Annotated in this window: 13 protein-coding genes and 1 pseudogene; all 14 read right to left on the bottom strand. The window is 42.6% G+C overall.

Annotated elements, in window-relative coordinates:
- Positions 1-38: 38 nt before the first annotated feature.
- The 14 genes and pseudogenes from G9G53_RS19825 to G9G53_RS19760 all read right to left on the bottom strand — a co-directional run bounded on the left by G9G53_RS19825 (position 39) and on the right by G9G53_RS19760 (position 12,887).
- Positions 39-1,022: a sensor domain-containing diguanylate cyclase gene (locus G9G53_RS19825; RefSeq protein ID WP_165149759.1), complete on the bottom strand. Its 984-nt coding sequence runs from the start codon at positions 1,020-1,022 to the stop codon at positions 39-41.
- A gap of 24 nt (positions 1,023-1,046) precedes the next feature.
- The gene (locus tag G9G53_RS19820) at positions 1,047-1,853 is read right to left on the bottom strand and encodes an alpha/beta fold hydrolase (protein WP_165149757.1); all 807 of its coding nucleotides are present in this window, start codon (positions 1,851-1,853) and stop codon (positions 1,047-1,049) included.
- 89 nt (positions 1,854-1,942) lie between these two features.
- Positions 1,943-2,293 (bottom strand): hypothetical protein, encoded by a 351-nt coding sequence (locus G9G53_RS19815; protein ID WP_165149755.1) that lies wholly within the window; start codon positions 2,291-2,293, stop codon positions 1,943-1,945.
- 13 nt (positions 2,294-2,306) lie between these two features.
- A pseudogene (locus G9G53_RS19810) lies at positions 2,307-2,470 on the bottom strand (methyl-accepting chemotaxis protein); the annotation flags it as partial.
- 146 nt (positions 2,471-2,616) lie between these two features.
- The gene (locus tag G9G53_RS19805) at positions 2,617-4,074 is read right to left on the bottom strand and encodes a glycoside hydrolase family 1 protein (RefSeq protein ID WP_165149753.1); all 1,458 of its coding nucleotides are present in this window, start codon (positions 4,072-4,074) and stop codon (positions 2,617-2,619) included.
- 30 nt (positions 4,075-4,104) lie between these two features.
- Entirely contained in the window at positions 4,105-6,018 is a 1,914-nt protein-coding gene (locus G9G53_RS19800; RefSeq protein WP_165149751.1) for a beta-glucoside-specific PTS transporter subunit IIABC, read from the bottom strand.
- A gap of 107 nt (positions 6,019-6,125) precedes the next feature.
- The gene (gene licT, locus G9G53_RS19795; protein WP_165149749.1) at positions 6,126-6,959 is read right to left on the bottom strand and encodes a BglG family transcription antiterminator LicT; all 834 of its coding nucleotides are present in this window, start codon (positions 6,957-6,959) and stop codon (positions 6,126-6,128) included.
- 586 nt (positions 6,960-7,545) lie between these two features.
- On the bottom strand, positions 7,546-8,562 hold the full coding sequence (gene moaA / locus G9G53_RS19790) for a GTP 3',8-cyclase MoaA (protein ID WP_165149747.1): 1,017 nt from the start codon (positions 8,560-8,562) through the stop codon (positions 7,546-7,548).
- Between the two features lie 37 nt (positions 8,563-8,599).
- Entirely contained in the window at positions 8,600-8,833 is a 234-nt protein-coding gene (locus tag G9G53_RS19785) for a MoaD/ThiS family protein (protein WP_029515506.1), read from the bottom strand.
- Positions 8,826-9,269: a molybdenum cofactor biosynthesis protein MoaE gene (locus tag G9G53_RS19780; protein WP_165149745.1), complete on the bottom strand. Its 444-nt coding sequence runs from the start codon at positions 9,267-9,269 to the stop codon at positions 8,826-8,828. Before G9G53_RS19780 ends, G9G53_RS19785 begins: the two co-directional genes overlap by 8 nt.
- Positions 9,270-9,353: 84 nt before the next feature.
- Entirely contained in the window at positions 9,354-10,373 is a 1,020-nt protein-coding gene (locus G9G53_RS19775) for a ThiF family adenylyltransferase (RefSeq protein ID WP_029515508.1), read from the bottom strand.
- Positions 10,366-11,520: a nitrate/nitrite transporter gene (locus tag G9G53_RS19770; RefSeq protein WP_029515509.1), complete on the bottom strand. Its 1,155-nt coding sequence runs from the start codon at positions 11,518-11,520 to the stop codon at positions 10,366-10,368. Before G9G53_RS19770 ends, G9G53_RS19775 begins: the two co-directional genes overlap by 8 nt.
- Before the next feature lie 166 nt (positions 11,521-11,686).
- Complete coding sequence (locus G9G53_RS19765) at positions 11,687-12,217, bottom strand: hemerythrin domain-containing protein (RefSeq protein ID WP_029515510.1); 531 nt, start codon at positions 12,215-12,217, stop codon at positions 11,687-11,689.
- A gap of 22 nt (positions 12,218-12,239) precedes the next feature.
- A complete protein-coding gene (locus G9G53_RS19760) occupies positions 12,240-12,887 on the bottom strand; it encodes a response regulator transcription factor (RefSeq protein WP_023989699.1) in 648 nt (215 codons plus the stop codon).
- Position 12,888: the final 1 nt, after the last annotated feature.

Below are 12,888 nucleotides of genomic sequence, written 5' to 3'. Positions count from 1 at the left end.
TCACTCCCCAACTCTTCATGCGGTTATTGAAGCCTCATTTATTTCTTTACGAGACTTGCTGAATGCGTGACTTGGTTTCTCCCGCCACTCTTAGAAGCATACAGTGCCAAATCCGCTTGATGAACTATCGATTGTTCCGTATCCGCTTGCGTAACCGTTGCCACGCCAATACTCACAGTAATGCTGTATTCTCCCCAATCCCTTGAGGCCGTCATGGAACGATATTTTTCTGCCGTACGAATGGCTTCCTCTTGATCGTTGCCCGGAAGAATAATGACAAACTCCTCGCCACCATAACGAGCGACAATATCCATCTCCCGTGACATGGATTGCAGTAATTCTGCCAGATTCGTAAGCACCAGATCGCCCACTGGATGACCATAAGTATCGTTAATACTTTTGAAACGATCAATATCAATGATAAGCAGCGAAAAAGATATTCCGCTCTCATGAAAGGACGCGAGGCTAGCTAGTAATTGATCTTGGAAATACCTTCTATTTTTGAGGCCAGTTAACGGGTCCGTGGATGCCATCGTTTCAAGCTGGAGATTGATCCTTACTAGCTCCTGCTGTTTGATTTCATATTCTTCGTGCAACCGTTCAAGCTTTTGATTCGCTTCATTCGTGGCCTGATATAATTCCTGAAGCTTGGTTTTGGTCTGCAGGATATCTCTCTCATGTTCAATTCGCTTACGCATCATAAGCACGACACAATCAATAACCGTTTCTCCGTTTCGTTCCTGACGAACCCCGTTCAGAAGTACAGGCACATCCTGTCGATCACTTGTCCGAAACGAAAAGTACATCTCATCGACATGCCCGTACAACTGAATATAGGGATAAAAATAAGTATGAAAAAATAGCTTGTTCGTAACAGACATTGTCATTTCAATCGGCCGTCCGAGCAATTCATTACGGTCATACAGAAGCATGTCCAATAACGTTTGATTTACCGATTGAATGATCCCGGCATCCGAAATTGAAAAGTAACCACAAGGAGCTTTATCTAATTGAATATCCATTAAATGACTGCCTTTCTTTCGATATTACACACTAGCTAAATATTCTTTGATTAAATCGCTCGTTTCTCCTGGTTGGCTTAAATGAGGATAATGCCCCTTTGCTCTCATCTGCTGAAGTCTGCTATTTCTAAGATGGGTGTGTAAATAGTCCCCTACCTCAATCGGAGCAATACTATCATCTGAGCACTGGAGAATAAGTGTAGGAACCGAAGCATGCTGAAGATCAACACGGCAATCTGAAAAAAATGTAACCTCTGCGAATTGCCGTGCAATATGAGGATCTCTTGAACAAAATGCCTTTTCCAATTCTTCGGTTAAGTCCCCTCGCTCGGGATTCTGCATAGCAATGGGCGCCATGTAACTAGCCCAGCCAATAAAGTTCATTTGCATCATATCCAGTAATTCATCAATATCCCTCTTATCGAAGCCCCCATAATAAGAAGGCAGGTCATTCACATAGCGTGGAGAAGGACCGAGCATGACAATGCGTTCAAAATATTGAGGGCTGCGGATCGATGCGAGCATTCCGATCATGCTGCTAACGGAGTGTCCGACGAATATGGTATTTCTTAAGTCTAACGCTTCCATAATATCCAGCACATCCTGGGCATACCCTTGCAAGTCACTGTATTTTTGGGAATCATAGTACTTTATTTGAGAATCTCCCGAACCAACATAATCAAATAAGACGATTTGGTAGTTGTCGATAAAGCTAGGGACGATATAACGCCACATATCCTGGTCGCATCCAAAGCCGTGAGCAAACACAATCGTCTGGCTACCTGTGCCTAGCACTTTTATATTATTACGTAGGAGAATATCAACGGTCAACGTATATCACCTCTCTGAGGTAGTAGTCTCTGTTCTATGGCTTCTCTTCCCTATTATATCGGAAAAGATTTGCTTATGGATAATGGATCTCAATCATAAATCCAACTTTCAATGATCCCCTTTACCTTGTGCACATGTTGCTGGGATAAGGAACAAATAATAACTAATTCGTTTTTCCCATTCGTATCTAACCAATAGCGAACGTCATCCTCTTCATTAACCGTTTCTTGAATGATTTTGATGGATTTATGACTTATTTTTGATTTAGCCGAAAAAATGGGGTTCATATCCATAACTTTCTGACCATTAGAAAAGGATGTGTTGTAATAAGGAATCACCCAGTTCTCCTTATCCTGATCTTGTACTACATTTAGAAATACACGCACCCAATAATCCTCTAGTTCTGTGTAACTCTGTTCATTCAACTCATTCAAATTCATACATGTAACCACCCATCTTATACACTGGTTGTCTGACGGCTTGCAAGGATTGTTCAATACGCCCTGTTGCTTCCTTGGTGCCCGTAGACATTTTGCAGATTTCTGTAGCGACAACCCCAAAACCTGCTCCTGCGTCACCCACCCGAGCAGCTTCAATCCAGCATTTAATCCAAGCAGGTAATATGTATCCACTTCCTCAAATTTTGATATCAGCCCTACCCTCTATTTCGTCATTTTCATCCCATGTATTTAGTGAAGCAGCGCGTACCGATTAAAATTGGCACGCGCTGATGGTATGACTTTTATGAAACAGGCATTAAGATCTAATCCAACTGCTCTCCATTGGTTTCGATCACATTCTTATACCAATAAAAGCTCTTCTTTCTAGATCTGGCAAGTGTCCCATTGCCTTCATTATCCTTATCGACGTATATAAACCCATAACGCTTTTTCATTTCTCCGGTTCCCGCACTGACCAGATCAATACATCCCCATGGCGTATACCCTATTAGGTCCACTCCATCAGCAATTGCTTCTTTCATTTGCTCAATGTGTTGCTTCAGATAATCAATTCGATAATCATCGTGAATGGAGCCATCTTCTTCCACTGTATCTACGGCGCCAAGACCATTTTCAACAACCATTAACGGGATTTCATATCGGTTATAAATGTTATTGAGGGACCATCTCAATCCCTGTGGATCGATCTGCCAATCCCAGGCACTTGCTTTCAAATGAGGATTCTTTAAGCCCATAGATAAATTTCCTCCCACCTTCTCCTGGTTGGGATCGGCACTGACACAAGTAGAGGAATAATAGCTGAAAGTATAGAAATCTACGCAGCCTTCTTTTAAGATGTCCTCATCCTCTTCTTGCATTGTGATCTGAATATTATGATCTCTAAAATAGCGTTTGGCAAATCCCGGATAAGCTCCTCTTACTTGAACATCTGAGCATAGGAAATTACTTAAGTTATCCTTTTGTTGAGCCAGCAGAATATCATCAGGATGACATGTAAGTGGGTAGGAACACATATAAGCAATCATACAACCGATTTTAAAGTCCTTGTTGATTTCATGACACAGCTTTACAGCCTTTGCACTGGCAATAAATTGATGATGCAACGCCTGATACAGAACCTGCTCATCCTTCACTGTAGCATGGGCTAGCTCTCCATTCCCCTCCGGCATCATAGCTCCAGCCATGAATGCTCCAAATGACAAGGTTAAAATATTGATTTCATTAAAGGTTAACCAGTATTTTACGACATTTTTGTATCTGTTAAAAAGCACTTCACAATATCTCACATAAAAATCTACGACTCTGCGATCTGACCAACCATTATATTTTTGGGTCAAATGAAACGGTGCTTCATAATGTGAGATTGTAACCAAAGGCTCAATATTGTACTTTTTCAATTCTGCGAATACACGATCATAGAACTGCAAGCCTTGCTCATTCGGCTCTGCATCATCTCCGTTAGGAAATATTCTTGACCACGCAATGGACATCCTAAAGACCTTGAATCCCATCTCTGCAAATAAGCGGATATCCTCTTGATAGCGGTGGAAAAAGTCAATAGCCTCGTGACTCGGGTAGTTCACTCCTTCTTCCAGCATAGGTGTAATTCTTCGGGAAGTCGTATGCGTTCCAGCCGTAATCACATCAGCAGTGCTTAAGCCTTTACCTTCTTCATTATATCCACCTTCAAATTGGTTGGCAGCCGTTGCACCTCCCCATAAAAATCCTTGTGGAAATTCCAATGTAGTTGTATTTTTCATTGTTTAATTCCTCCTCAACATTAATTAGGATTAGACTACGACGGTCAATAAGTCCTCTTGATACTCAATTGCCTTTTTCTCTGTTTCAATGACATCCAGGTAATTCGTAGTATTGGCAACGATAACAGGTGTGGTCAAAACATAACCAGCCTCTTTTATAGCTTCCATATCAAACTCCATAAGCAGCTCGCCTTTTTTAACAGCATCCCCCTGTTTTACTTTAGGATAAAAGTGTTTGCCTTTTAATTTGACCGTATCTTTGCCTACATGGATGAGGACTTCAACACCGTGATCACTTGTAATGCCAATCGCATGACCTGACGAAAATAATGATGTTAATACACCATCTACAGGTGAAACGACCTTACCTTCAGAAGGTTCAATGGCAATCCCTTTACCCAAGGCACCTGTCGAAAAGGCTTCATCTGTTACTTCAGATAAAGACTTCACTTCACCTTTTAATGGACTCATCACCGTCTCTTGTTTTACTAAAACTTCTCCTTTAGCTGCTCCCGAGGTGTTATCTTCCTTTTTAGCTTCTTTCACTTCATCATCTTTAAATCCGCCAAAGAACATAAGCAAGAAGCCTAATACAAAGCTTACCAGGATACCGATAACAGCCCCATAAAATCCGCTGTCTATTCCTGCCGGACTGATATAGCTCGGGATAGCAAAAATACCCAATCCACCAATGATATAACCTTTCGTTCCCATCATTCCTATAATACCGCCGCCTACTGCAGATGCTATGCAGCTTAAAATAAATGGTTTCTTACGTGGTAATGTAATCCCGTAAATCGCTGGTTCTGTCACACCAAAAATCCCGGAGATGACAGCTGGAATGGAAAGTGATCTCAGTTTTACATTTTTGGTTTTAAACAAAATTGCCAGTACGACGCCCGTCTGAGCAAAGGAAGCTCCCAGCGTAGCCGCAAGAATCGGATCGAATTTAAGCACGGCTAAGTTGTTCATAGCGATAGGAACAAGTCCCCAGTGTAATCCAAAGATAACAAACACTTGCCAGAAAGCGCCCATGATTATGCCTTCAATCATTGGACTTAAGTTATACACAGAGAGGGTTGCTGCCCCAAGCAGTTGACCTGCCCAAGTCGAGAGAGGTCCAATCACAATCAATGCTAAGGGTACAATAACTAACAATGTGAAAAACGGAACCAAAAATGTTCTCACTACGCTAGGGATTACCTTTTTAAAGAAGTTTTCTATTTTTGAGCCTACATAGGTGGATATGATAATTGGAAGAACGGTTGACGCATAACTCATCAGAATGACCGGAATGCCTAAGAAGGTGATATATACCGGTGACTCAAATATAGTACCGCTAAATAGAGTGTATAGTGGTTTGCCCGAGGCTGTTATCGTGCTAAATGTTGGGTACACAAGGGATGCACCTATAGCCATACCTATGAAAATGTTGGCATTGAACTTTTTAGCTGACGTATACCCCAGGAAAATAGGAAAGAAGTAAAATAAACAATCACCTAAAGCATTGAGAATTTGATAGGTACCCGATGTAGTGGTCAGCCAGCCCAAAGCTACAAATAGGGCAGTGAAGCCCTTAATCATACCTGTGGCACTTAAGACACCTAACGTGGGTGTAAATACACCTGAAATAGTATCAATGAATCTATTGAACAAACTCATTTTTTCACCTGATGCTTCTTCTGAATCTCCTGTCTGAAAACCACCCACAGCAGTAACATCAGCATAAACCTCAGGTACATGGTTACCTATAACAACCTGGTATTGCCCGCCACTCTTTACCACAGTGACAACACCATCCATATTTTTCAAAACCTCTGTATTGGCTTTACTTTCATCTTTTAGTTTGAAGCGCAAGCGTGTAATACAATGAGTTAGACTATTCACATTTTCTTTGCCGCCGACATTTCTGATGATGTCTTTTGCTAATGTCTCATACTTCATTGTAATTTCCCCTTTAATTGTATTTATAAAAAAAGGCGAAACCAAAATAGATCAAATTCGATCTAGGTTGGTTTCGCCTGCATTACCAGTAACAATCCAAGAGTTATTCAATTTTGTCTTTGGGTCACACGCTGAATATGAATCGTGATATACAGCTTTTCCTCATCTGACAATACCATATCCAAGTATTTCTCAATCTTCAGCATGCAGCCATAAGCCTTTTTGTACTTTGCTTTCACTTGCCTCCATAAAAAATCGTCTTCCAGTTCTACTTTTTCTTTTTTATTTAATCGCTGAAAGAAGAATCTTAAATGTGTAATAAATCGCTCATAACTGATCGAGTGTTCATCTATGGTGGTATTATAAGAGTATTTAATAATATTCAAGATGTCGTGTATTTTTTGAGTTTGCTGAGCAACATCTGCTACCTTGTTGCAGGAGCCGTTTACTTGAGCATTGATTAAATGAAGAGCAATATTACCTGCTTCATCTTCTGACAATCGTTTGCCTATTTCATCTTCAATAAACTCCAGTGCTTTTAAGCCAACCGCAAATTCTTTGGGATAAAATTTTTTAATCTCCCAAATTAACGGATTTGCATTTTTAAACCCTTCATCAAACATTTTAAATGCATTGTTCATATGATCCGTAAGCGAAACATATATATAATCGCTCAATTGTACTTCTAATATGCTTTTTCCATATTCAATGATGTCATAGCATAACGAAACATATTCTGATGGAACATCCTCTAACAATAACTTAAATTTCTCTGAAGCATCTTTATGTTTAAGCACAAAGACCTTTTCAATTAGATGCTCTTCTACTTGTTCGCCTGCACTCTTTTTAAATGCAATACCACGACCCATAACAACAAATTCATCTCTTTTTTGATCTTTGGCTATTATGGCGTTGTTATTAAAGATCTTCGTTATGATCATCTAACTGCCCCCCTTATCCCATCAAATTTAAAAAAGGATTTAGATGCTGGGCGAAATTTCAGATAGGTCACAAGACGGTAATAGCCGATCAAACCTTCGTCGTAAATCAAATTCAAATGTATTGATTTACAATTCCGTGTTATGAAAACGCATTCATAATAAGAGACAAAGCCTTACGTTTTCCATCATTGATCTTGAGTGCTCCCAAACCGATCTGATATTCCGTTCTGAAAATGGATATAGTCGGTTAACCACGTCCCATGACATCATTTTTCGGATGTCGATTCGTTGGTCGACGTCATCATCTTTGTTGTTCAGCACTTGTAAGGCTTTATATCACTCACCTTTCTGCGTTATGGCTGGGCCAGATATTCATATCATGCAGGATATCGTAAAGCTTGTATTCTAAAAAGAAAAGGCAAAACCCAACACATGGAAATTGAATTCCATGCCTCGGGTTTTGCCTTTTCAGTAACAATCCCAAAATCATAATAACATCGAATTTAAGTTTTGCCAACAAAAATGTTTGCGCTTTCTTTTTCGGAGCAACCACATCAAATACAACACACTATCATGGTATAAAATGTCAGCCGCCAATGTAGGACATGTTAATCTTTTTTTTGTTGTTAGCTGTCTGCTCCGTACGTTCATCGGAATACCGGTCTGTACGTTGTTCCCATACTGAAGTAATCACATCGAGTAGTTCCTGGTCATTCGCTTCATTACGAAGCATCTGGCGTAAATCGAATCCGCCTGAAGCAAACAAACATGTATAAAACTTGCCATCGCACGATAAGCGGGCGCGTGTACAAGACGAACAAAATGATTCAGAAACCGAAGTAATAAAACCAATCTGTGCGTCGCTGTCTTTATAACGATAACGCTTTGCCACTTCTCCAAAGTAATCCCGATCCACCGGCTCCAGCTCGTACGCATTCTTAAGCCGTTCAACGATTTCTTTTTTGGTTAGTACCTTTTTGAAACTCCATCCGTTGTCATTCCCTACATCCATAAACTCGATAAAGCGAAGGGTTATTCCCTGCTCCTTAAAATAAGCGGCCATCGGCAAAATCTCCGAGTCATTAACGCCTTTTTGAACGACCATATTGACCTTGATTTCAAAGCCGATTTCTCTTGCATATTCGATCTGCTTCAAAATAAAATCAGGCTTAATCCCCCGCCCATTCAATCGCCCAAATAGCTCAGGGTCCAGAGCGTCCAGACTGACATTAAGCCGTCGTAGCCCCGCGTCATAGAGAGGCTTAGCCTGCTGTCCTAGCAGCACACCATTGGTGGTCAAGCCGATATCTTCCACTCCGTCAATGGACAGGATTTGGGAGACCAGGTCGGATAGATTCCTGCGCATTAATGGTTCGCCGCCCGTGAGTCGGATCTTTTTTACACCCAGGGATACAAAGAGCTTCGTTAGCCGGTGTATCTCTTCAAACGACAGACATTCATTTTGAGGAAGAAAGGCGTAATCGTCACCGAATATTTCTTTGGGCATGCAATAGGAACAACGGAAATTGCAGCGGTCCGTAACCGATATACGCAGGTCACGAATTGGCCGCTGCAACGTGTCTTTCAGTGGATAAAAATTCATACGCCCTCTCCTTTCTAGTTGTTTAGCATCGTTATTATTAGCCACCGCTGACTGGGGGAATGAAGGCTGCAATGTCTCCATCCTGTAATACATCCGTAGACAACGCATACTCCTCGTTTATCGCAATTCGCACAGACTCGATCGGCATATCTGGATATTGATCTGTTATCCAATTGGATAAATCGCCTACCGTTTGGCCCGCCAAATCTGCCAATTCTTCTGTTTTTCCCGTCACCTCACGGAGTCCCGCAAAGTAGTACAGCTTAATCATGACTGATCTCCCCCGGCTTTTTCTTTTGATCTCCGACCCACTGCGTTCCATCTTCCCAAATCTCTCGTTTCCAAATAGGAACTATTTCTTTAATTCGTTCGATCGCATATTCATTTGCCTCATACGCATCCGAACGGTGAGGTGAAGAAACGGCAATGACAACGGCGATATCACCGATTTGAAGCTCGCCAATGCGGTGCGCGATTGCCACTCGCGTCCCTTCCCATTTCTGTTCGATTTCGCGACCAATCTCTGTGAGTTTTTTTTGGGCCATGGGGACATAGGCCTCATAAGCAAGGTATAAGGTCCGTACGCCTTGAGTCCATTCTCGTACGTGCCCTGTAAAAATAGTCACCGCTCCTGCTTCCGGCCTTAGGACATAATCCGCATAAGCCTGCGGGATAATGGGCTCCGTCACGATTTCAAATACACTCATCTTTTCCACCTTCCAGCCCCGGACAATCCACTCTCCGGTGACAGACTCTTTTAAATATTTCTGCTTTTTGTATCTATATCTCATTTAACCGAACAGCTGATGATATAGTTTTTGACCGTTGGCAACACTCCGTACACCGTGTATGAGAAGCCTTCCGTTTTTGAATAAAATCATTCGATGCTTAAAAGCATAAAATTCAACGAAATAAGGGGTTCTTTTTACACGATCTGCTATAAGCCTGCCCATTTTTTCTGCATCATCGAGCGTGATCGGACGTTGTGGGTCTGGAAGAACCTGTACAACGTTCCGTCCGCACAGAGCAGCATACGCCGAGCGACGTGATGCTGTCAGTGCAGGAAACGTAGGATGTTCTCCACAGGTTGGACAATCTTGGTTACGGATGCGGGAAATCCCTATGTCCATCTGCGTGTTCTCCCATAAATCAAATAGATGAACCTTGCGACGCATCTTATCACGTCCGCCGCTCAGCCACTTCATGGCTTCTGCACATTGGAGGGCGGCTGTCACCTGGACTGCGGGTGAGATGATTCCAGCCGTATCGCAGGTCTGATTGATCGCAGGCAGCGATGGCAGAAGGCAGCGTAAACAAGCTGACTCGCCCGGCACGAATGGAAAAACAACGCCTGTGCTTCCAACACAGGCTCCATAAATCCATGGAATTCCTGCCTTCAGTGCAGCATCGTTGATCAGCAGACGAGTTTCGAAATTGTCCGTAGCATCCATCAGTAATATACTCTTGCTGGCAAGTTCTAGAACAAGCTCAGCATCTAAATTATCGAGATATGTGTGCAAGCGCACGTCTTCTCGTATGGCTTTCAGCCTTTTTTCGGCTGCCATAACCTTGGGCTGCATTTCCGCGGCGTCCTGCTCCGTGAACAGCTGCTGACGTTGCAGATTCGACATCTCTACGTAATCCCTGTCAACAAGATGGAGCTCCCCAACGCCCGCTCTTACCAGTGTTTCGGCGATGGCAGAACCCAGTGCCCCGCAACCGATAATGGTGACGACAGCAGCGGATAGATTACGCTGCCCTTCGCCACCAATGGGTCTAAATAAGATCTGTCTGGAATAACGCTCATTCATTAGATTGTGTCCCTTGATAATACAGCCATATGACGAGGATCAGGCTAGCCAGCGCCACTTGGGAGAGCAGCATGAATCCAATGGAGTAATGGCCAGTAGCGGCATGAATCGTCGACAACAAGATCGGAGGGAAAAAGCCACCGAGACCGCCCATCATGGATACAATTCCGTTAACTATACCTGCTTGTTTATTAAAATAAAATGGAACTAGCTTGAAGATGACGCCATTCCCTACTCCAGCACATACAGCGATCGCCAAGCAGCCTACTGTATAAAGGGTGATCCCTGGTGAAAAAGCCAAAAGAATCGCAGCGACCGTATAAACAGAGAACGTGCCTACCAGCAGGAACAGAGGCTGAAACCGATCCGCCAGCCAGCCACCGATAGGGCGGAAGAAAGTAGCAATCGCAATAAAGCCTGCTGTACGCATCCCTGCATCCACTTTGGTTAGTTCAAAATTTGATACCAGGAAATTCGGCAAGTACACCGTGAACGCTACAAATGAGCCAAATGTAATAAAATAAAAGAGCGAGAAAAACCAAAGCTTCTCATTTTTATAAACCCCTTTGATCTGCTCCATAATGGGCGTCTTCACTTTAGCTTCATGACGATCCCCAAAGAAGAAATTCAAAACGATAAAAACAAGCAGCAGAATGAGATACAGCTTCACTGTAGGGGCCCAGCCGATTTGGGTAGCCACAATAGGGGCCGAGAAGGTAGTGACGGCTGTTCCCAAGTTTCCTATACCATACATCCCATTTACAAACCCATGCTTTTCCTTTGGATAATACTTCGGCAGCGAAGTCACCCCAACCGAGAACACAGCTCCTCCAATCCCAAGGAACAAGCCACCAATAATTAAATCCGTCATCGTAGAAGCTTCACTGATATAGTAGACGGGAAACAAAAGCAAAATAAAGCTAACGAGAAAAACGATTCTTGCTCCGAAGATGTTGGCATAATAACCAAGCGGGATGCGCAGAATCGAACCAAGCACGACCGGAATCGCCGTGACCATGGCCAATTTTCCGGGCGGAATAGCAATATCCTCCGTAATGAACGGCATAAGCGAAGAAATGATAACCCATACCATGAATCCAAGAATCAAGTTCAATGTTTGTAACGGTAACTGCATTTTTCTAATCATTTAACTCACCTTTTCAACGTTTTTTCTGTCGAATTATTAAATTGAATTTCTGTCCCCATTGTAGCCGCTAGCCGATCTGTTCGAATATAGGGGACTCCCCTTTACCCGACAGGGGACTCCCTGAAAATATAAAAAAGCCGCTTCTATAGGAAGCGGCTTGGTCTTTTTAAGAGATAAGTGTATTTAATTTGTCACATAACTTGGTTAGATCATTCCGATTGATCTGTTGCTCTGCCATAGGAAAAAGTACAGTTTCTTCTTTTATAAAATGTACAGTCAGCACTTCAAAGGCCTCTCCCGCGTTCTTGGCTGCCTCTTGAATGTCATCAAGCGTGAGCAAACTCAAATCGCCCTCCGTCTGATGAAGAAAATGATCGATATAGCCCTCTATTTCACGGTGCTCCTCCTGTATACCGACGAGCGGTCCCTGCTCAAAACCAATGTAGGTTCCTAGCATAGAAAAGAAGTGTTCTTCTTCCTTTTCGGTATGTTTCTTGAGGGGTACCCTAAAGTCGAGAATCTGCATTCTCAGTTTTTCCAGTTGCTTGCGGCCTTCTTCCAAATCTAGTATTCTGTGCTGCTCAAACCACAATACAATGGCATGCCATTCATCCATCAGATATGTTAGATATCGATGCTCATTTTCAAGAATACGCATGGCAGGTTTGGAAAAGCGCAGTTTCTCATTTTCCAGCACGCGGATTTCCTCCATTCATCGGCTAAAAATCCAGCATTTTTTTCTTTAATGCATATTGGACCAGTTCAGGCCGGCTTCTTAAATTCAATTTTTCCATGATCTTCGCTTTATTTGCTTCCACCGTCTTGACAGAGATGAACAGCTTTTCCGCAACTTCCTTGTTACCGTAACCTTTTGCGACCAGAGGCAGAATCTCCAGTTCCCGCTTGGACAGGATCTCATAAGGATCTTCTGATTGTGACGTTGTATCTTTTTTGATGAACTCACGAACGAGAGAAGTAGCCATTTTAGGATGGATATAAGTCCCACCCCCATGAATGGTTCGTATGGCAAGTAATAGCTCCTCATCTGGAGCATTTTTCAAAACGTATCCTGAAGCACCATTCTTTAAAATATGAAAAAGATATTCTTCATCGTCATGCATGGTCAAAATCAGAATTTTAGTATCAGGGTGGTCTTCTTTAATCTTGCCTGTGGCGATCAATCCACTTTCGCCTGGGGGCATGCTGAGGTCCATGATTAGAATATCCGGACGATATTTAGCTACCATCGTATACGCTTCAATGCCATCCGCAGCCGTTCCGACAACCTCCATATCCGATTGGAAGTTCAAAATCATGGAAAATCCGCTTCGTACAATAGCATGGTCATCCGCTAACACAATTTTGATC

It is taken from the genome of Paenibacillus sp. EKM206P (assembly GCF_011066155.1).
GTDB classification, from domain to species: domain Bacteria; phylum Bacillota; class Bacilli; order Paenibacillales; family Paenibacillaceae; genus Paenibacillus; species Paenibacillus polymyxa_D.
The sequence above is the reverse complement of the archived record's forward strand: the minus strand, read 5'-3'. Positions and strand labels throughout refer to the sequence as shown.

Bases quoted from the DNA above. Each gene is read 5' to 3' on its own strand.
- G9G53_RS19825 (WP_165149759.1), bottom strand. From the start codon at position 1,022: ATGGATATTCAATTAGATAAAGCTCCTTGTGGTTACTTTTCAATTTCG.
- G9G53_RS19815 (WP_165149755.1), bottom strand. From the start codon at position 2,293: ATGAATTTGAATGAGTTGAATGAACAGAGTTACACAGAACTAGAGGAT.
- G9G53_RS19805 (WP_165149753.1), bottom strand. From the start codon at position 4,074: ATGAAAAATACAACTACATTGGAATTTCCACAAGGATTTTTATGGGGA.
- G9G53_RS19800 (WP_165149751.1), bottom strand. From the start codon at position 6,018: ATGAAGTATGAGACATTAGCAAAAGACATCATCAGAAATGTCGGCGGC.
- licT (WP_165149749.1), bottom strand. From the start codon at position 6,959: ATGATCATAACGAAGATCTTTAATAACAACGCCATAATAGCCAAAGAT.
- moaA (WP_165149747.1), bottom strand. From the start codon at position 8,562: ATGAATTTTTATCCACTGAAAGACACGTTGCAGCGGCCAATTCGTGAC.
- G9G53_RS19785 (WP_029515506.1), bottom strand. From the start codon at position 8,833: ATGATTAAGCTGTACTACTTTGCGGGACTCCGTGAGGTGACGGGAAAA.
- G9G53_RS19780 (WP_165149745.1), bottom strand. From the start codon at position 9,269: ATGAGTGTATTTGAAATCGTGACGGAGCCCATTATCCCGCAGGCTTAT.
- G9G53_RS19775 (WP_029515508.1), bottom strand. From the start codon at position 10,373: ATGAATGAGCGTTATTCCAGACAGATCTTATTTAGACCCATTGGTGGC.
- G9G53_RS19770 (WP_029515509.1), bottom strand. From the start codon at position 11,520: ATGATTAGAAAAATGCAGTTACCGTTACAAACATTGAACTTGATTCTT.